The organism is Comamonas koreensis (assembly GCF_014076495.1).
Classification (GTDB): Bacteria; Pseudomonadota; Gammaproteobacteria; order Burkholderiales; family Burkholderiaceae_C; genus Comamonas; species Comamonas squillarum.
The window spans coordinates 3,186,258-3,205,775 of record NZ_CP043575.1; the positions used below are offsets into that span (position 1 = coordinate 3,186,258).

Below are 19,518 nucleotides of genomic sequence, written 5' to 3' on the forward strand. Positions count from 1 at the left end.
GCTGTTTTGCGGCGATGATTGCAGGTATGCCTATTCCCCCCGCATCCCGCCCAGCGCTGCTGGCTCTGTTTTTTGCAGCCTCGGCGGCACTCGCCCCGCAGACCGTGCTGGCCCAGGCCGGTGCGGCCTGCGTGAGCGGCGGCAGCACCGAGCAAACCAATGCCTGCGCGGTGCAGGCCTTTCAGCAAGCCGATACCGACAACAACATCCTGTATGCCGATGTGATGCGCATACTCTCGGCGCACGAGCGCCCTGCCTTGCGCCGCGACCAGAACGAGTGGATACGCCAGCGCGCAGCCACCTGCAAAAAGCAGCAGGCCGCGCACGAGGCCCAGCCCGACTGGCCACGCCGCTACCACGAATGCCTGGTGGCCGAAATCGGCAAGCGCAAGAAGGAGTTAATGGTCTGGCTGCACGAAGGCCCGCCGCCCGAGCCGCTGCAAAAACCATAGCCAACCGCGTTCACAACAAAACGGTGCTGCCCAGGCTTCCCATGCCCGGCGCAGCACGATAAGAGACAGGAGACCAGCCCATGGATTTCGAGCTATCAGAAGACCAACGCGCCTTTGCCGACACCGCGCGCGCCTTTGCCCAGGCGGAGCTCGCCCCGCATGCCGCGCACTGGGATGCCGAAGCCGTCTTTCCCCGTGAGGCGATTGCCAAGGCAGGTGAGCTGGGCTTTTGCGGCCTGTATGCGCCCGAAAACGCCGGCGGCCTGGCGCTGCCCCGGCTCGATGCCACCTTGGTGTTCGAAGAGCTTGCCGCGGTGGATCCGTCCACCACCGCCTTCATCACGATCCACAACATGGCCACCTGGATGCTGGGCACCTGGGCGAGCGACGCGGTTCGCGACGAGTGGGGGCCCCTGCTCGCCAGCGGCCAAAAGCTCGCCAGCTACTGCCTGACCGAGCCCGGCGCCGGGTCGGATGCCGCCTCGCTCAAGACCCGGGCCGATCTGGTCGGCCATGACTACGTCATCAATGGCAGCAAGGCCTTTATCAGCGGGGCCGGCGCCACCGACATGCTGGTGCTGATGGCCCGCACGGGCGATGCGCAATCGGGTGCCTCGGGTATCAGCTCCTTTGCGGTGCCCGCGCACCTGGAAGGCATCAGCTACGGCAAGAAGGAAGAAAAAATGGGCTGGAACAGCCAGCCCACGCGCACGATCAGCTTTGACAATGTGCGCATTCCCGCCCACCACCTGCTGGGCCGCGAGGGCGAAGGCTTCAAGATTGCGATGAAGGGGCTCGACGGCGGTCGCATCAATATCGCCACCTGCTCCGTGGGCGCGGCCCAGGGCGCCCTGACCCAGGCGCAACGCTATATGCAGGAGCGCAAGCAGTTCGGCAAGGCAATTGCGAGCTTTCAGGCGCTGCAGTTCAAGCTGGCCGACATGGCCACCGAGCTGGTCGCCGCGCGCCAGATGGTGCGCCTGGCCGCCAGCAAGCTCGATGCCGGCGCGCGCGACGCCTCCACCTACTGCGCGATGGCCAAGCGCTTTGCAACGGACGCGGGCTTCAATGTCTGCAACGATGCGCTGCAACTGCACGGCGGCTACGGCTATATTCGTGAGTACCCGCTCGAGCGCCTGGTGCGCGACACCCGGGTGCACCAGATTCTGGAAGGCACCAACGAGATCATGCGGGTCATCATCGCCCGGCGCATGCTCGATGGGGATGCGCCTGAGGCCATCCGCTAAGCAGGCACTGCCCCTCCCCTCCTGCCCAAACACCATCCCACCATGCCACGCCGCCCTTTGGACCCAGAAACCCTGCGCCTCATCGACGCCGTGCGCCTGGCGCTGGCCGAGCAAGCCGTGGGCGTATCGGTCGAAGAGAAAACCATGTTCGGCTGCCATGTGTTCATGGTCGACGGCAAGATGTGCCTGGGCGTGGAGAACGACGAGCTGCTGGTGCGCCTGGCGCCAGAAACCCATACCCAGGTGGCAGAACTGCCGGGAGTGCGGCCGCTGTCATCCAAGGGCTTGATGGACGGTTATTTTCTGGTGGGGCCCGCGGCCTATGCGACGCGGCAAGCCTGGCAGCACTGGATCGATGCCGCGCTGGCATTTAACCCACGGGCCAAGGCGACGCCGAAGAAAAAACCCAAGGCAGCCCCCACCGCCCCATCGGCCAAGCAGGCCCATTCGGTCAAAAAAGCTAAAACCGCCAAGGCGGCTGGCGATGCGAACCCAGCGCCTGCCGCCCGCAAACGCCACAGCGTGTTTGACAGCGATCTTTAAACTCTGACGCTGTCTTTCCCTATCCATGCCAACCCACAACCCTGTGCAATAACACCTTCAAGGAGACAAATATGGCAACTATCGCATTTATCGGCCTGGGCAATATGGGCGCGCCCATGGCCATCAACCTGGCCAAGGCCGGCCACCAGGTCCGCGCTTTTGACCTGAGCCGCGAGGCGGTGGCCAAGGTCGTGGCAGAAGGCGGCAGCGCGGCAACCAGCGCCCAGGAGGCGGTCGAAGGCGCCGAGGTCATCGTCAGCATGCTGCCCGCCAGCCAGCATGTCGAAGGCCTGTTTCTGGGCAACGGCAGCCAGGCAGGCCTGCTGCAAGGCATTGCCAAGGGCGCGCTGATCATTGACAGCTCCACCATTGCAGCAGCGACCAGCCAGAAAGTGGCCAAGGCCGCACAGGCGCTGGGCATTGGCTTTATCGATGCGCCGGTCTCCGGCGGCACCGGCGGCGCCATTGCCGGCACGCTGACCTTTATGGTCGGCGGCAGCGCAGCCGACCTGGAGCGCGCCCGTCCGCTGCTCGAGAAAATGGGCAAGAACATCTTCCACGCCGGCGATGTGGGTGCGGGCCAGACCGCCAAGATCTGCAACAACATGCTGCTGGGCATTTTGATGGTGGGCACCAGCGAGGCGATTGCGCTGGGTGTGGCCAATGGCCTGGACCCCAAGGTGCTCAGCGAGATCATGCGCCGCAGCTCGGGCGGCAACTGGGCACTGGAGGTCTACAACCCCTTCCCCGGCGTGCAGGAAGCCAGCGCCGCCACGCGCGGCTACACCGGCGGCTTTGGCACCGACCTGATGCTCAAGGACCTGGGCCTGGCCCAGGAAAGCGCGATGACCGTGAAGGCCAGCACCCCGCTGGGCGGCATGGCGCGCCAGCTGTATGCGGCGCACAGCATTGCCGGCCATGGCGCGGAGGACTTCTCCAGCGTCATCAAGATGCTGCAGAAAAAGGGCTGAACCCCACCCCTGCTTGGAACCCGGCGATCAGGGTGCGGTCGGCGGCTCCGACAGCGCCATCACCATGCGCGCGACCAGGTACAGGCGCGGCGCAATGCAGTCCAGCAGGATGTATTCGCCATACATGTCATGCGCGCCATAGCCGCACACGCCCATGCCCTCGACCACGCCACCCCGGGTGTTGAGGGCGGCAAAAGCGGCATCGGTGCCGCCGCCCAGTGCTACGTCGTTCACATGCAGCGGCAAGCCCAGCTCCTCGCGGTAAATGGTTTGTGCCTGCGCGGCGATGCGGCGTGCGGCGTCGCTCGCCTGCATCGGCGGGCGGCGCAGCTCAAAGCGGGCCGTCACCTGGCTGCCCTCCAGCAGGCGGTTCTTGATTTTTTCCTGCACCGCATCCTGCAGCGCCTGAAAGTCCTGCGCCCGCAGCGCCCGCACATCGGCCTGCGCCTGCGCATGCGGCGGCACCACATTGCGGCTGGTGCCCGCCTGCGCGATGGTCCAGTTCAGCTTCAGGCCATTGTCGGGTTGCGACAGATCGCGCATCTGCAGCAGCTGGTGCGACAGCTCATAGAGCGCATTCACCCCAGCCTCCGGCTTGGCACCGGCGTGGGACGATTTGCCCTGCACATCCAAAAACATGGCACCAATGCCGCTGGTGGCCAGGTGCAGGCTGCCCTGCAGGCCGCCACTCTCGAACGAGAAAATGGCATCCTGGTCGCGCGCCAGTGCGCTGATCAGCCGGCGCGAGCCCGGCGAGCTGATCTCCTCGTCGCTGTTGAACAGCACGGTAATCTCGCCAAAGCTGTCATAGCCCACCTTTTGCAGCATCGCGATGCTGTGCAGCACCAGCGCCACGCCCTGCTTTTCGTCCTCCACGCCCAGGCCGTAGACGCGATCGCCCTCAATGCGGAACGGCTGCTTGTCCACATCGCCGCGCTGGTAGACGGTGTCCATATGCGCAATCATCATGATGCGCGACTGCCCCCGGCCCTTGAAGATGGCCTGCACCATAGGGCCGACTTGCTCGGGCGTATCTTCCAGCCGCACCACATCCGTCGCCGGAATGATCTGCACCTCGCCGCCCAGTGCTTTCAGCCGCTCGGCCGCCACCTGGGCGATATAGCTCACGCCGCCATAATCGCGGCTGCCCGATTCGATATGCACCAGGTTTTTCAAGGTCGCCAGCATCGGCGTTTGCTCTGCCTGCGCAGCGGCATAGACGGCAGGCTGGGCCTGGGCGGGCATGTGGGCTTGCGTTTGGGCGTGGACGGGTGCAGCACAGGCCAGCGCGAGCCACAAGCAGTGAGCGGCAAGAGAACGGGCAGACGGTCGATCAGGCATGGAGCCATGATAGTACGGGTTTAACAACAAATTGTCACAAAACCGCCATCCAGGGAATGCTGCGCCGCGCGCTGGGACTGAACTCCCTACAATCCCCCTTCTTTGAGAAATAATCTTTGCAAGCCATGACTGAGACCGTGCAATGGATGGCCGACGGCACGCCCTACAGCCCCCGCTTTGGTGACCGCTACCACAGCGAAGCCGCCCATGCACTGAGCCAGGCCGAGCAGGTGTTTCTGGCCGGCTGCGGCCTGCCCCAGGCCTGGGCGGGCCATCCGCAATGGCGCATTCTGGAGACCGGCTTTGGCTTTGGGCTCAATTTTCTGGCCACCTGGCATGCCTGGCAGCAAGACCCGGCCCGCCCGGGCCTGCTGCATTTTGTCTCGACCGAGGCCTTTCCGATCGCAGCGGCCGACCTCTTGGCGCAGGCGCGCAAGTTTCCCCATCTGCTGCCGCTGGCCGAAGAACTCGCCGCCCAGTGGTGGGGGCTGCTGCCGGGCGTGCACCGCCTGCGCCTGGCCGGTGGCCGGGTGCTGCTCAGCCTGCTGATTGGCGACAGCCAGACCATGCTGCGCCAGCAGGAGCTGGTGGCAGACAGCATCTACCTGGACGGCTTCAGCCCTGCGCGCAACCCCGATATGTGGAGCCTGCACAGCTTGAAGGCCGTGGCACGCTGCGCCCGGCGCGGCACCCAGCTGGCGACCTGGACCATTGCCGCCCAACTGCGCCGCGACCTGGCCCAGTGCGGCTTTGCGGTGCGCAAGGTGCCGGGCGTGCCGCCCAAGCGCGACAACCTGCAGGCGACCTTTGCCCCCCAGTGGGAGCCGCGCAAGGCGCCGCTGTGGCCGCTGGGCGCGCAGGCCCTGCCGGCGCGGCTGGCGGGCGGCGGTGGGCACGCGGCCATTGTCGGCGCCGGCATTGCGGGAGCTGCCTGCGCGCGCCAGCTGGCGCTGCGCGGCTGGCAGGTCACCGTGCTCGATACCGCCAGCCATCCGGCCGCCGGTGCCTCTGCGCTGCCCGCTGGCATTTTTGCGCCCCATACCAGCAGCGACGACAGCCCCCTCTCGCGCATCACCCGCGCCGGCCAGCGCTGCAGCCTGCAATGGGCGCAGCAGCTCTTGCAAGCAGGGCAAGATTGGGAGATGACCGGGGTGCTGGAGCGCCGCCAGCTCGCCACGCCGCCCGATGAAACCGCTGCGCTCAGTGACAGCCCTGCGGCCGTGCCCACCCGCCGCAGCGCCCACGAGCGCCCCCCCGCCTGGAAGGACGCCTTGGCCGCGCCGGCGGCCGACTGGAGTGAAGAGGCCAGCGCCGCCACGCTAGAGGCACTGGGCTTGCCGGCCGACACCCCCGCGCTTTGGCACCCGCGCGGCGGCTGGCTGCGGCCGGCCGCGCTGGTGCAGGCGTTGCTGGACCACCCTGGCATCCATTTTGTCGGCGATGCCCAGGTACAGGCGCTCGACGCGCTGAAGACCGCCGAGGGCCAGCCGCTCTGGTCGCTGAGCGATGGCCAAGGCCAGCAATGGGCGCAGGCCGATCTGGTCGTCCTCTGCGCCGGGCCGCAATCGGCCAGCATCCGCATCAACGGCCAAAGCCTGGCCGCTGCTCAGGCGCTGCAAACCATTCTCGGGCAGGTCAGTTGGGGCCGCTATGCCGAAGGCCAGGCGCCCGCGGCCCACCAACCCGTCAACGGCCATGGCAGCTGGGTGCCCTATTTCCGCATTGGGCAGGATGCAGACGCGGCCTGGGTCATGGGATCGAGCTTTGAGCGCGGCCAATCCGCACTGCCGCCGTCGGCCGAAGATGCCGCCGCAGCGCATGCCGGTAACGGGGCCAAGCTGCAAACCCTGCTGCCGGAAGGCCACCGGCCGGATGCCCAAGCCTTTGCGCGCGCCCAGCACTGGGCCCAGCTGCGCTGCGCATCGACCGACCGGCTGCCGCTGGTGGGCCCGCTGCTGCCCACGCAGGCCCTGCAGGCGCTGCACACGCTGCCTGAAGGCCTGGCCAGCCCCTGGGTCGCCACGGCGATGGGGTCGCGCGGTCTGACCTGGGCGCTGCTCTGCGCCGAGCTGCTGGCCGCCCGTCTGCATGCCGAGCCCTTGCCACTGCCCAATCCGCTGGCCCTGGCGCTGGCCAGCGACCGCTACTGCAAATAAGCGAGCGCTTTAGCGGGAGGGGCGAATGCGAACGCCGTCTTCGCTCCGCCCTGTCCATGGGGTGGCCTGCGGTGCCCCCTATGCCTTTTTAGAGTGAGGGGCGGAGCAGACGCCACCTCCGCTCCGCCCTGTCTTTGGGGCGCCCTACAGCGTCCCATATGCGATTTGCTCACTAGCATTCGCCATTTTCATATAACTCAATGTCATACAGGACTGAGAAAAATGTAGTTTGAGTTTATATGAAATTTTTTTACAGTACATCGCAACAGCCCAGCTCCGCCGCCATTGGGGCAGCGGGCACACCAGGGCTCGGTAGCTGCAACTTCCGCACCACGATGTACCAATACACCCCATTTGATCGCCAGTTTGTCCAGGCCCGAGCCGACCAGTTCCGTGACCAGCTCCAACGCTGGGAGACGGGCCGGCTGAGTGAAGAAGAATTCCGCCCGCTGCGTCTGCAAAACGGCTGGTATGTGCAACGCTACGCACCGATGCTGCGGGTGGCAGTGCCTTATGGCGAGATCAACTCCGCGCAGATCCGCGTGCTGGCCCGCATTGCCCGAGAGTACGACGCGCCCGACGCCCAGCTCTACCAGGATGCGCTCAAGACCCAGGGCGCGATGGGCACCACCTACCTGCCCACCCACTACGCGCATTTCACCACCCGCACCAATGTGCAGTTCAACTGGATTCCGCTGTCCAAGTCCGCCGATGTGATGGACCTGCTCGCCAGCGTCAACCTGCACGGCATCCAGACCAGCGGCAACTGCATCCGCAACACGACCACCGATGCGCTCGCTGGCGTGGCCGTGGACGAGCTGGTCGACCCCCGCCCGTATGCTGAGTTGCTGCGCCAATGGACCACCTTGCACCCCGAGTTCGCCTTCCTGCCGCGAAAGTTCAAGATTGCGATCAGCGGCTCGCAAGAAGACCGCGCTGCCACTGGCTGGCACGATGTGGGCCTGCATCTGACGAAGAACGAAGCCGGTGAGATCGGCTTCAAGGTGTTTGTCGGCGGCGGCATGGGCCGCACGCCCGTCATTGGCACTCCGATCCGCGAGTTTCTGCCCTGGAACCAGGTGCTCAACTACATCGAGGCGATTGTTCGCGTCTACAACGAGCGCGGCCGCCGTGACAACAAGTACAAGGCCCGCATCAAGATCCTGGTGAAGGCTGAAGGCCAGGTCTATATCGACTCGGTGGAAGAAGAGTTCCGCCAGATCGTCGAGGTCGATGGCGGCCCGCACACCATCCCCCAGGCCGAGTTTGACCGCGTGGCGGCCTGCTTTGTGGCACCGGACCTGTCGGGCTATCCGCAGGTCAACGCCACCGAGGCCAAGCACCAGCTGACCGAGCAAGGCGTGCGTGAGCCAGCCTTTGGCCGCTGGGTGAGCCGCAATGTGCGCGCCCACCAAAACCCGCAGCTGCGCGCGGTGGTGCTGTCGTTCAAGCGCGTCGGCCAGGCACCGGGTGATGCCTCGGGCGAGCAGCTCGATGCGCTGGCCCAGCTGGTGGACCAGTTCTCAGCCGGCGAAGCCCGAGTGACCCACGACCAGAACGTGGTGCTGCCCTGGGTGCATGTGAGCCAGTTGCATGACCTGTGGCTGAAGGCCAAGGCCCTGGGCCTGGCCAGCACCAATGTGGACCTGCTGACCGACATGATCGCCTGCCCCGGCGGTGACCTCTGCGCCTTGGCCAATGCCCGCAGCCTGCCGATTGCAGCAGCCATCACCGAGCGCTACCAGGACCTGGACGAGCTCGACGACATTGGCGATATCGACCTGCATATCAGCGGCTGCATCAACAGCTGCGGCCACCACCACAGCGGCCATATCGGCATCCTGGGCGTCGACAAGGACGGCAAGGAGTGGTACCAGATCACCGTGGGCGGCTCCGATGGTGCCACCTTGTCGGGCGCGCCCCAGGCTGGCAAGGTGATTGGCCCCTCGTTCAGCGCCGCCGAAGTGCCCGGCGTCATCGAGGCAGTCCTCTCCACCTACCGCGATCTGCGTGGCAACGGCGAGCGCTTTATCGACACCGTGCGCCGCGTGGGGCTGGATCCCTTCAAGGAAGCGGGCAAGTCCGCCCGCCTGCCCGAAGCCGCTGACACCGCCGCAGAAACCACCCAAGCCTGAGCATTGAGCAGAACAACGATGAGCATTCCGAACGATTTCCAGATCCTGGCCGCCGGCGACCACCAGCCCGCTGGCGAAGGCGACCGCAGCGTGCTGCTGCTGGCCAACGATGCCGATGCGCTGCAGGTAGCACTTGACGGCGTGGCGCGCATTGACCTCGAGTTTCCCGCGTTCACCGATGGCCGCGCGTTCAGCCAGGCCTACTTGCTGCGCCGCCGCCGTGGCTTCAAGGGCGATATCCGTGCGCTGGGCGATGTGCTGATCGACCAGCTGGTGCAGATGCACCGCACCGGCTTCAGCAGCGCGGTGCTCAAGGAAGGCGTGGACGTGGCCGATGCTGCGCGCCAGTTCGAGCGTTTTGCCGGGTTCTACCAAGGCGACGTGGAAGCCAAGCCCCATTTTGACCAGGCTGCCGCATGAGCACGACCACCCTCACCCCCCAAGAACTGGTCCGCGTGAATGCCGAGCTGGGCAAGGACGCCGCAGCCCTGGTGCGCTGGGCGCTGTCGCTGGGCCAGACCAGCATCGTGACCACCAATTTCCGCCCCTTTGAAGCGGTGATCCTGCACCTGGTGAGCCAGGTCCAGCCCGATGTGCCCGTGGTCTGGATGGACAACGGCTACAACACCGAGGCCACCTACCGCTTTGCCGACGAGGTGACGCGCCAGCTGGGGCTGAACCTGCAGATCTACCTGCCACGCCGCTCGCGCGCCCACCGTGAAGCCGTCGAAGGCGCCACGCCCGCGCTGGATGACCCGCGCCACGCCGCCTTTACCGAAGAGGTCAAGCTCGAGCCCTTTGCCCGCGCGCTGCGCGAGACCCAGCCGCGCGTGTGGTTCACCGCGCTGCGCGCCACCGACACGGCCGTGCGTGCCCAGATGGATCCGGTCAGTCTGAACCCCGATGGCCTCATCAAGGTCGCACCCCTGCTGCATTGGTCGTCCAAGGATCTGTACGACTACTGCGAACAACACGGTCTGCCCAACAACTTCGACTATGTGGATCCCACCAAGGGCGAAGACAACCGCGAATGCGGCCTGCACATTGCGCACTGATATCGCCCACTGACCGCATGCAGCCCGCCCGACAAGAAAGTCCATCCGATATGAACGCCCGTGTTGAAACCGATGTGCTCAACCACCTGAGCAACCAGCACCTCGATGCGCTGGAAGAAGAAACCATCTTTATCCTGCGCGAAGTCGCCGCCGCCTTTGAGCGCCCTGCGCTGTTGTTTTCCGGCGGCAAGGATTCGCTGGTCATGCTCAAATGCGCCGAAAAAGCCTTTGGCGCCGGCCGCATCCCCTACCCCTTGCTGATGATCGACACCGGCCACAACTTCCCTGAAGTGACCGATTTCCGCGATCTGCGCGCCAAGGAACTGGGTGCCGATCTGATCGTGCGCAGCGTCGAGGACTCGATGGCGCGCGGCACCGTGCGTCTGGCCCACCCGGGCGAATCGCGCAATGTGCACCAGTCGGTGACCTTGCTCGAAGCGATCGAGGAGTTCCGCTTTGACGCGCTCATTGGCGGCGCCCGCCGTGACGAAGAAAAGGCCCGCGCCAAGGAACGCATCTTCAGCCACCGCGACAGCTTTGGCCAGTGGCAGCCCAAGGCCCAGCGCCCCGAACTTTGGACCCTGTTCAACACCCGCCTGGCTCCGGGCGAGCATTTCCGCGTGTTCCCGATCAGCAACTGGACCGAGCTCGATGTCTGGCAGTACATTGCCCGCGAAAACATAGCGCTGCCTAGCCTCTACTACGCCCACCAGCGCGATGTGGTCGAGCGCAAGGGCCTGCTCGTGCCCATCACGCCGCTCACCCCCGCCCGCGACGGCGAAACGGTCGAGAGCCGCACCGTGCGCTTTCGCACCGTCGGTGACATCACCTGCACCTGCCCGGTGAGCAGCGATGCCGCCTCGGCCGACGACATCGTGCTGGAGACGCTGGCCGCCGATGTGAGCGAGCGAGGTGCTACCCGCATGGACGACAAGACCAGCGATGCCTCGATGGAAAAGCGCAAGAAAGACGGATACTTCTGATGACTACCGATACCCTGACCGCCGTGCGCACCCCTGCCCAAGACCACCTGCACACCGCATCGGCGCTGCGTTTCATCACCTGCGGCTCCGTCGATGATGGCAAATCCACGTTGATCGGCCGCCTGCTGGTCGACAGCAAATCGGTGCTGCAAGACCAGCTCGCCGGCGTGCAGCGCAGCGGCGAGACCGACCTGGCCCTACTCACCGATGGGCTGTCCGCCGAGCGCGAGCAAGGCATCACCATCGATGTGGCCTACCGCTACTTCGCCACCGAAACGCGCAAGTTCATCATTGGAGATGCGCCTGGCCACGAGCAGTACACCCGCAACATGGTGACCGCGGCATCGAGCGCCGACGCCGCCGTGGTGCTGGTCGATGCCACCAAGCTGGACTGGCAAAACCCGCAGCTCGCGCTGCTGCCCCAGACCCGCCGCCACAGCCTGCTGGCCCATCTGCTGCGCGTGCACTCGCTGGTGTTTGCGGTCAACAAGCTCGACGCGGTGGCCGACCCGGCGCTGGCCTTTGCCAATATCCGCAATGCGCTGGCCGCCTTCGCCCAGGCGGCCGGCATCACCGTGGCAGCCACTATTCCCGTCTCGGCCCTGAAGGGCTGGAACGTGGTGACCGCGCACCCCGACTGGGCCGGCTACCAGGGCCCGAGCCTGCTGGAGCTGCTCGAGACGCTGCCGACCACGCCGGCTGATGCCGGTCAACCGCTGGCGTTTTCGGTGCAGTGGGTGGAGAAGTTCTCCGCCTCGGCCGACACTCACCAGGGCCGCCGCATTTTCTGGGGCCGTGTGGGCACTGGCGATGTCGCGCCCGGCACTGCGGTGCAGATTCTGCCCAGCGGCCAGCGCGCCAGCGTGGCCCAAGTGCTGGACCACACCCGCAAGCCCATCGCACGCGGCGCAGGCCAGAGCGCCGGCATCGTGCTGGACCGCGAGGTCGATGTCTCGCGCGGCGACTGGATCATTGCGGCCCCGGCACCGGCTGCGACGATTGCCGCCGACGATGACTTTGACACCCCCGCCGAGCAGCCTGCCTGGCCCGTAACGCGCGAGATCACGGCCACCATCGCCTGGATGGACAACGAACCCCTGCTGGCCGGCCGCGTGTACTGGGCGCTGCATGGCCGCCGCTGGATCAAGGCCAAGGTGCGCAAGGTGCTCAACCGCCTGGATATCAACAACTTGGAGCGCCAGGCTGCTGAGCAGCTCGAACCCAATGCCATTGGCCGGGTGGAGATCAGCCTGCAAGAAGCGATTCCGGCAGCGGCCTTTGTGCGCTCGCGTGAGCTGGGCTCCTTGATCCTCGTGGACACGGCCTCCAACAGCACGGCCGCTGCGGTACTGGTGGAGTAAAGCCAGCAGTCCCGCAGTTAAAAACCACGTTATTCGGAGGTCGGCTAGGTGCTTGTGCACAAAAACCGTAAAATCCTCCGCTGTTTGTTTGTCTGAATCACTGGCGAAAACCATTCCATGACCCACGTCGTCACCGAAAACTGCATCAAGTGCAAATACACCGATTGTGTGGACGTCTGCCCTGTTGACTGCTTCCGCGAAGGCCCGAACTTCCTGACCATCGATCCGGACGAATGCATCGACTGCGCCGTCTGCATCCCCGAGTGCCCTGCCAACGCCATCTACGCCGAGGAAGATGTGCCCGCAGACCAGCTGGCCTTCATCAAGCTCAATGCCGAGCTGGCACTGGCCGATGGCTGGAAGAGCATCACCAAGCGCAAGGCGCCGATGGAAGGTGCCGACGAGGCCAACGGCCAGCCCGATAAGCTCAAGGACTTGATCCGCTGAGCCAGCTAATGCAGGGATTCCAGGCTGTGATGCCCGCACCCTGAACCCGCCAAGCCAGCCTCCATGCTGGCTTTTTTGTTGTTCGCGCCCCCCCAGACCACCGCCATGCACAGCGCCACCTTTGCCAACACTCCCCAGCCCCCGTACTACGCTGTCATCTTCACCTCGCAGCGCACCAACAGCGAGGGCCAGCCCTATGCCCACATGGCCGATGCAATGGTGGCGCTTGCCGAGCAGCAACCTGGCTTTTTGGGCGCTGAGAGCACCCGGGGCAGCGACGGCCTGGGCATTACCGTGTCGTACTGGCAGACCGAGGACGACATCCGCCGCTGGAAGGCCCAGAGCGACCACCTGGTTGCCCAGCGCATGGGCGCCGAGCGCTGGTGTGCGCATTACCAGGTGCGGGTGGCGAAGGTGGAGCGGGCCTATGGCATGCAGCACGCCAGCGCAGCCTGAACGAGGCATGCCCTGCGCCATGGGCCATGGTGCAGGGCATGCAGTTGGAGCCGATGGCCCGAGATTTACAGCTTGATCTCGCGGTGCTCGCCCATGCCATCGGGTCGTTCACCGGTCACCGCTGATTTGGCCATCTTGAACAGCTGCACTAGCTTGTTTTCTTTCACATCCCAGTATTCGGCAAAATCAACCCGCGCCACCAGGATCTGCAAATTGGGGTCGGACGGGCCATCGGGAAACCATGCTTTGGCCATCGGGCTGAACAACTGCTCTTTCAGCGCCAGATCGTCACTGATGGACCCCGTTGCCGATACGGAAACATAGCTGTCCTTATTGGGATCGGCGTACGACACGTTAATGGCGCTGGAGGTGCTTAGGCACCGGGACAAATCGGAATCCCTACCCAACAAGAAATACAGATTTTTATCCTCGTTCATGCCCTCTTTGTTGGCCGTGGTCATCGGCGCGGCATGCAAGCTGCCATGTTCATGCTGGTGCGTGATCATCGCAAAGCGAATGTCCTTGATCAGTTCCCACAATTTTTCACGCGGATTTTCTTGGGCCATAGCGCAACTCCTGTCAAATTGGAAAATTTCACTGTATCGACGGGTCAGCGCATCCCATGTAAGGCAAATACCCTCCATCAGATCGGCGCTTGCAGGGTCTGCCTGTGCTGGCTTGGCGCGCCAGCTGTAATCCGGGCTGGAGGGTAAGCGTTGATTCAATGCGTCCACAACCCCATGGGATGCGTGCCCAGACAGCCTCCAAGGAGCGCGCAAGGCGCTCTTGCTGGAGACTCGCCTTAGCGCTCAGCCGCCGCCATCGCCGCCACCACCTGCTGCAGCGCTGCCGGGTCTTCCATCGTCGACAGATCGCCCGTATCGCGCTTCTCGGCCACCGCCTGCAGCGCGCGGCGCAGCAGTTTGCCGCTGCGCGTCTTGGGCAAGGTGGCGACAAAATAGACGCGCGCTGGCCGCGCCACGGCACCGAGCTGGCTGTCCACATGGTTGCAGACGGATTTTTCCAGCGCGCTGCATGCGGCGCTGTCACCCGCGACCGCATTGCTGCGCGGCACCGCAAAGGCCAGTGCCACCTGGCCTTTCAAGGCATCGGCCACGCCTACAACGGCAACTTCTGCAATATCGGGGTGGCCGGAGATGCTTTCCTCAATCTCGCGCGTGCCCAGGCGGTGCCCGGCGACATTGATCACATCATCGGTGCGGCCCAGGATGAAGTAGTAACCGTCCTTGTCACGCACACCCCAATCAAAGGTGCTGTAGACCAGGCGGCCTGGAATGCTCTTCCAGTAGGTGTTGACAAAGCGCTGGTCATCGCGCCATACCGTCATCAGGCAGCCAGGGGGCAAGGGGCCTTCTATGGCAATCACGCCCTTTTGCATCGGCTCGACCAACTCGGCGCCGGTCTCGCCATCGATCAGCTTGATGTGGTAGCCAAACACGGCCTTGCCCGGGCTGCCAAAGCGCGATGGCTGGGGCTCGACGCCGTTGCACAGCGTGAGGATCGGCCAGCCAGTCTCGGTCTGCCAGTAGTTGTCAATGATGGGGCGCCCAATGGCGCCGCTGATCCAGCTGGCTGTGGGCTCATCGAGCGGCTCGCCCGCCAGCCACAGCGCCTGCAGGCTGCTCAGGTCGTACTTGCTGAGGTACTCCGGGTCCTGCTTTTTGAGCACACGGATCGCGGTGGGCGCCGAGAACATGTGCGTGACCTTGTATTTCTCGACCAGGCTCCACCAGATGCCCGGGTCCGGGCGCAGCGGCACACCTTCGTACATGAGGGTGGCCATGCCGCCGATGAGCGGCGCATAGATGATGTAGCTGTGGCCCACGACCCAGCCGATATCGCTGGTGCAAAAAAAGGTCTGGCCGGGCTTTGCATCAAAGATCGCCGGCAGGCTGGCGGCCAGCGCCACCGTGTAGCCGCCGGTATCGCGCTGCACGCCCTTGGGCCTGCCGGTGGTGCCGCTGGTGTAGAGCGTGTAGCTGGGGTGGGTGGCCTCCACCCATTCGCAGGGCACCTGGGCATCCAGGTGCTGGGCACGCAGATCGGCCCAATGATGGTCCCGGCCAGCTACCCGCTTCATGGGAGCCAAGCCCCGGTCCACCATCAGCACCGCTTGCGGCTTGTGGCGGGCCAGCGCAATGGCCTCATCCAGCAAGGGCTTGTAGGGCACGACTTTGCCGGCGCGCGAGCCGGCATCGGCGCTGATGATGACCGTGGGCTGGGCATCGTCAATGCGGGTGGCGAGCGAGCCCGAGGCAAAGCCGCCAAACACCACCGAATGGATGGCGCCGATGCGCGCGCTGGCCAGCATCGCGATGGCGGCCTCGGCAATCATCGGCATGTAGATCTGCACCCGGTCGCCCTTTTTGACGCCCAGCGCCAGCAGCGCTGCGGCCATGCGCTGCACTTCGCGGTGCAACTCGGCATAGCTGTAGCTGCGCTCGGTATTGGTCTCGGTCGATACCGCAATCAGCGCGGCCTGGTCGCCGCGCTCGGCCACATGGCGATCGATGGCGTTGTGGCAGAGGTTGGTCTGGCCGCCGACAAACCAGCGCGCAAATGGCGGGTTGCTGTAGTCACAGATCTGCTGCGGCGGCACATGCCAGTCGATGCGCTGCGCCTGCTCGGCCCAGAAGGCATCGCGGTCGTGGATCGAGCGGGCGTAAAAGTCGGCAAAACGGCTCATCGAAGTCTGTCTCCATCTTTTGTTGTGCAGCCATTATTTCCCTTTGCCTTGCATCGCGCTGACAAACGGGTGCGGGCTGCAGCCCGCATGCCTGTGGTTTTCCCGCATAAGCGCGGGGTGCCCAGAGAGGCTTTTGCAGCACCTGGCCCAGTTTCCGCATGGGCCAGCGCCGGGCAGGCTGCGGCATCGCGCACAATCAGCGGCATGGCGCACCGCCCCGGTGCTGCGGCGCGCCGGATGACGAAGGATGTCCCATGCTCAATGGCTTGTGGCTGGGTTTTTTTGTGGTGGCGGCCTTGGCCGCGTTCGCGCAGTGGCTGGTGGGCGGCAATGCGCAGATTTTTGGCGACATGGTGCAGGCGCTGTTTGCGATGGCCAAGCTCTCGGTCGAGGTGATGGTGCTGCTGTTTGGCACGCTCACGCTGTGGCTGGGCTTTTTGAAGATTGCGGAAAAGGCCGGCCTGGTCGATATGCTGGCCCGCTGGCTTGCGCCGTTGTTTGCCCGGCTGATGCCCGATGTGCCGCGCGGCCACCCGGCGCTGGGCCTGATGACGCTGAACTTTGCTGCCAACGCGCTGGGGCTGGACAACGCAGCCACCCCCATTGGCCTCAAGGCCATGCGCGCGCTGCAAGAGATCAACCCCTCGCCCACGGCCGCCAGCAATGCGCAGATTCTGTTTCTGGTGCTCAATGCCTCGTCTCTGACCCTGCTGCCAGTGACCATCTTCATGTACCGCATGCAGCAAGGCGCGCCCGACCCAACCCTGGTGTTTCTGCCGATCTTGCTGGCCACCTCGGTCTCGACGCTGGTCGGCCTGGTGTCGGTGGCCATCGTGCAGCGCCTGCCGCTGTGGCACCCGGTGGTGCTGGCCTATCTGCTGCCGGTCGGCCTGGTGCTGGCCGGATTCATGGCCTTTTTGGCGACCTTGACGTCCACGGCGATGGCGCAGGTGTCTTCCCTCTTGGGCAACCTCACCTTGTTTGGCCTGGTGGTACTGTTTGTCGTGGTGGGCGCGTTGCGCAAGGTGCCCGTGTACGAGAGCTTTATCGAAGGCGCCAAGGAAGGCTTTGATGTCGCCAAGGGCCTGCTTCCCTACCTGGTGGCCATGCTCTGCGCCGTGGGGCTCTTTCGCGCCTCGGGCGCGCTGGGCTATGCGCTCGACGGCATCCGCTGGCTGGTGGATCTGAGCGGTATGGACACGCGCTTTGTCGATGCGCTGCCTACTGCCCTGGTCAAGCCCTTCTCGGGCAGCGCCGCGCGCGCGATGCTGATCGAGACCATGCAAAGCCATGGCGTGGACAGCTTCCCGGCGCTGGCCGCTGCCATCATCCAGGGCAGCACCGAGACCACGTTCTATGTGCTGGCGGTGTACTTTGGCGCGGTCGGCATCCAGCGCGCGCGCCATGCGGTGCCCTGCGCGCTGCTGGCTGAGTTCTCGGGCGTGGTGGCCGCCATTGTGGTCTGCTACCAGTTCTTTGGTTGATTACAGACGAGACGTCTTCAAGAGTTGCCATGACCAACAGCAGCGCAGAAGCCCAGATCTTCAGCGCCGCTTGGGAACGGGCCTGGCAGGATCTGGGCCTGACCCCTGCGCCCAACGCCTTGCCCCAGCTGCTGGCAGCGCATGCCGGGCCGGATCGCCATTACCACGGCCTGCAGCATATTGCCGAATGTCTGCAATGGCTCGAGCAGCTGCCCCGCAGATAGCGCAGCCGGCAGAGCTGGCACTGGCCCTGTGCTTTCACGACGCGATTTATGACCCGCAGGCCAAGGACAATGAACGGCGCAGTGCCAACTGGGCGCAAGCGGTGATGCAGGCAGCCGGGGCCGCGCCCGATGCCTTGCAGCGGGTGGATGCACTGGTCATGGCCACCTGCCATTTCCAGCCCGCGCAAGCGCCGCTGCCGGCAGACAGCGCCTGGATGCTCGATATAGATCTGTCTATCCTGGGCGCGCCAGGCGCGCGTTTTGCGCAGTACCAGGCGCAGATCCAGGCCGAATATGCCTGGGTGCCCGCTGCCGACTATGCGCTGCGCCGCCAGTCGGTGCTGCGCGGCTTTTTGCAGCGCCCGGCGATTTACCAGACGGCGACCATGCGGGCCCGGCTGGAGGCGCAGGCGCGCCAGAACCTGGAGCAGGCCCTGGCGCTGGCGATAGCCTGATTCAATGCCGCTCAGGCATCGGGCATGATCGCATCGGCCCAGTCGTAGAGTGCGCCCAGAAGCTCTTCGGCGCGCTCATCGGCCGTCTCCGACAGCTGGTCGATTTCGGCAAACATCTGCTCGGCCGTGCGCGCGCCGCCCAAGCCCTCTTGCAAAAAGGCCACGCGCAGCTCCAGCCAGCGCTGCTGCTCCTCTGGGTTGAGCGAATCGGGAAAGTTGCGCGCCCGGTAGCGGAACAGCAGCTCATGCAGTCGTTCATCGTCAAAACCGGGCTTGGCAACGGCCAGCTCCTGCGGGTGCATGGTCGTCAGCTGGGTCAGGCGCCGGCGGTCGGCCTGGCCGATAAAGCCGCTGTACAAATCCTGGTCCACATCCACACCCTCGAGCGGTGGGCGGTCAAACACGGCAGCCCAGGTGGCGCTCATATCGGGCAGATCGCGGGCAATCGCGGCATGGCGCAGGGCCTGGTCCATGTCGATCTGCCAGCGGGCGGCCTGCTCGGCGCTGAGCGTACGCAGGCTGCTGACGACCATCGGCGATTTGTTCAGGTGCACCGTCTTGATCGGCAGGCGCGTCACGCCTTCGGGCAGATCAGCAGCTGCGCTGAACATGCGCAGGCGCATCTCGTCGACCGACAGCTCAGCGAGGTGGCTGGGGTCCTGGGCCAGATCCCAGGCGATGACCTCGTTCTTGTTGGTCGGGTGCTGGGCCAGCGGCCAGACCACGGCAATGCAGCCGCGCTCGACCCCGTACATGCCCGAGACATGCAAAAAAGGCCGGGCATTGGCGGAGGTGGCTGGCAGGGCCAGCTCCTGCATCACACGGTCCTTCTTGTGCAGACCCAGCGCAAAATCAAAGAGGCGCGGCTGCAGGCGCTTGATGAGGCGCGCCAGGCCAATGGTGGCGCGCACATCGCTCAGTGCATCGTGCGCCGATTCATGCAGGATGCCGTTGGCGCGGGCCAGGTCTTCGAGCTTGAAGCTGACCGAGCCATCATCCTTTTGGGGCCACTCGATGCCTTCGGGGCGCAGCGCATAGACCATGCGCACGACATCGAGCAGATCCCAGCGGCCGCAGCCGTTTTGCCATTCGCGGGCATAGGGGTCGCGCAGGTTGCGCCACAGCATGTAGCGCGTCACCTCGTCATCAAAACGGATAGTGTTGTAGCCCACGCCAATGGTGCCCGGGCGGCCCAGCTCGCCCTCTACAGCCGCGGCAAACTGGTGCTCGGGCACGCCCTGCTCCAGGCAGTGCTGGGGCGTGAGGCCGGTGATCAGGCTCGCCTGCGGGCTGGGCAGGTAGTCAAGCGCAGGCTGGCAGTACAGCATGACCGGCTCGCCGATCTCGTTGAGGTCCATGTCCGTGCGGATGCCGGCAAACTGTGCGGGCCGGTCACGGCGCGGCACGGCACCAAAGGTTTCGTAGTCATGCCAGAAAAAGCTGGCGGAGGCGGACGAGAAGTTCTGCATGCCCGCTAGTATGCCTGCTCCGGTCACTGCCG

The 19,518-nt window shown here is 65.1% G+C and carries 19 protein-coding genes; 15 read left to right on the top strand and 4 right to left on the bottom strand.

The genetic code is table 11. From position 1 onward, the window contains the following. The first annotated feature begins 26 nt into the window (after positions 1–26). The 4 genes from F0Q04_RS14425 (at position 27) to mmsB (ending at position 3,213) form a co-directional block, all read left to right on the top strand. Entirely contained in the window at positions 27–452 is a 426-nt protein-coding gene (locus F0Q04_RS14425) for a lysozyme inhibitor LprI family protein (RefSeq protein ID WP_182341588.1), read from the top strand. A gap of 80 nt (positions 453–532) precedes the next feature. Next, positions 533–1,699: an acyl-CoA dehydrogenase family protein gene (locus F0Q04_RS14430; protein ID WP_182341590.1), complete on the top strand. Its 1,167-nt coding sequence runs from the start codon at positions 533–535 to the stop codon at positions 1,697–1,699. Between the two features lie 42 nt (positions 1,700–1,741). Beyond that, the gene (locus tag F0Q04_RS14435; protein ID WP_182341592.1) at positions 1,742–2,242 is read left to right on the top strand and encodes a TfoX/Sxy family protein; all 501 of its coding nucleotides are present in this window, start codon (positions 1,742–1,744) and stop codon (positions 2,240–2,242) included. 41 nt (positions 2,243–2,283) lie between these two features. Next, positions 2,284–3,213, top strand: a complete 930-nt coding sequence (gene mmsB, locus F0Q04_RS14440) for a 3-hydroxyisobutyrate dehydrogenase (protein ID WP_260720271.1) — start codon at positions 2,284–2,286, stop codon at positions 3,211–3,213. Between the two features lie 27 nt (positions 3,214–3,240). Here the strand turns inward: mmsB and F0Q04_RS14445 are convergent, their stop codons facing one another. Continuing rightward, a complete protein-coding gene (locus tag F0Q04_RS14445; protein ID WP_116927675.1) occupies positions 3,241–4,554 on the bottom strand; it encodes a glutamate carboxypeptidase in 1,314 nt (437 codons plus the stop codon). 125 nt (positions 4,555–4,679) lie between these two features. Here F0Q04_RS14445 and mnmC point away from each other — a divergent pair, with 125 nt between their 5' ends. From mnmC to F0Q04_RS14485, 8 genes are all read left to right on the top strand, one after another. Continuing rightward, positions 4,680–6,710, top strand: coding sequence for an FAD-dependent 5-carboxymethylaminomethyl-2-thiouridine(34) oxidoreductase MnmC (mnmC, locus tag F0Q04_RS14450; RefSeq protein ID WP_182341594.1), 2,031 nt, complete (start codon positions 4,680–4,682; stop codon positions 6,708–6,710). Positions 6,711–7,045: 335 nt separating this feature from the next. Next, entirely contained in the window at positions 7,046–8,845 is a 1,800-nt protein-coding gene (locus F0Q04_RS14455; RefSeq protein ID WP_182341596.1) for a nitrite/sulfite reductase, read from the top strand. An 18-nt stretch (positions 8,846–8,863) separates the two neighbouring features. Next, positions 8,864–9,265 (top strand): DUF934 domain-containing protein, encoded by a 402-nt coding sequence (locus tag F0Q04_RS14460; RefSeq protein WP_116923947.1) that lies wholly within the window; start codon positions 8,864–8,866, stop codon positions 9,263–9,265. Further along, positions 9,262–9,900 (top strand): phosphoadenosine phosphosulfate reductase family protein, encoded by a 639-nt coding sequence (locus tag F0Q04_RS14465; protein ID WP_116923948.1) that lies wholly within the window; start codon positions 9,262–9,264, stop codon positions 9,898–9,900. Before F0Q04_RS14460 ends, F0Q04_RS14465 begins: the two co-directional genes overlap by 4 nt. Before the next feature lie 50 nt (positions 9,901–9,950). Beyond that, entirely contained in the window at positions 9,951–10,883 is a 933-nt protein-coding gene (gene cysD, locus F0Q04_RS14470; RefSeq protein ID WP_116923949.1) for a sulfate adenylyltransferase subunit CysD, read from the top strand. After that, positions 10,883–12,244: a sulfate adenylyltransferase subunit 1 gene (locus F0Q04_RS14475; RefSeq protein ID WP_182341599.1), complete on the top strand. Its 1,362-nt coding sequence runs from the start codon at positions 10,883–10,885 to the stop codon at positions 12,242–12,244. The genes cysD and F0Q04_RS14475 overlap by 1 nt, the downstream gene beginning before the upstream one ends. 117 nt (positions 12,245–12,361) lie before the next feature. Next, on the top strand, positions 12,362–12,691 hold the full coding sequence (gene fdxA / locus F0Q04_RS14480) for a ferredoxin FdxA (protein WP_021025807.1): 330 nt from the start codon (positions 12,362–12,364) through the stop codon (positions 12,689–12,691). 63 nt (positions 12,692–12,754) lie between these two features. Continuing rightward, entirely contained in the window at positions 12,755–13,147 is a 393-nt protein-coding gene (locus F0Q04_RS14485) for an antibiotic biosynthesis monooxygenase family protein (protein WP_232539351.1), read from the top strand. Between the two features lie 65 nt (positions 13,148–13,212). Here the strand turns inward: F0Q04_RS14485 and F0Q04_RS14490 are convergent, their stop codons facing one another. Continuing rightward, entirely contained in the window at positions 13,213–13,881 is a 669-nt protein-coding gene (locus F0Q04_RS14490) for a pyridoxamine 5'-phosphate oxidase family protein (protein WP_313900083.1), read from the bottom strand. A gap of 68 nt (positions 13,882–13,949) precedes the next feature. Beyond that, positions 13,950–15,854, bottom strand: a complete 1,905-nt coding sequence (locus F0Q04_RS14495) for a propionate--CoA ligase (protein WP_182341601.1) — start codon at positions 15,852–15,854, stop codon at positions 13,950–13,952. A gap of 254 nt (positions 15,855–16,108) precedes the next feature. Here F0Q04_RS14495 and F0Q04_RS14500 point away from each other — a divergent pair, with 254 nt between their 5' ends. Genes F0Q04_RS14500 through F0Q04_RS14505 form a run of 3 tightly spaced genes read left to right on the top strand, consistent with a single transcriptional unit; the run spans position 16,109 to position 18,017 of the window. After that, the gene (locus tag F0Q04_RS14500) at positions 16,109–17,338 is read left to right on the top strand and encodes a nucleoside recognition domain-containing protein (RefSeq protein WP_116923953.1); all 1,230 of its coding nucleotides are present in this window, start codon (positions 16,109–16,111) and stop codon (positions 17,336–17,338) included. 29 nt (positions 17,339–17,367) lie between these two features. Next, positions 17,368–17,562, top strand: a complete 195-nt coding sequence (locus F0Q04_RS24045; protein WP_232539352.1) for a hypothetical protein — start codon at positions 17,368–17,370, stop codon at positions 17,560–17,562. Then, entirely contained in the window at positions 17,535–18,017 is a 483-nt protein-coding gene (locus tag F0Q04_RS14505) for an N-methyl-D-aspartate receptor NMDAR2C subunit (protein ID WP_232539353.1), read from the top strand. Before F0Q04_RS24045 ends, F0Q04_RS14505 begins: the two co-directional genes overlap by 28 nt. A gap of 11 nt (positions 18,018–18,028) precedes the next feature. Here F0Q04_RS14505 and sbcB read toward each other — a convergent pair whose 3' ends face one another. Then, positions 18,029–19,486 (bottom strand): exodeoxyribonuclease I, encoded by a 1,458-nt coding sequence (sbcB, locus tag F0Q04_RS14510; RefSeq protein ID WP_182341604.1) that lies wholly within the window; start codon positions 19,484–19,486, stop codon positions 18,029–18,031. Positions 19,487–19,518: the final 32 nt, after the last annotated feature.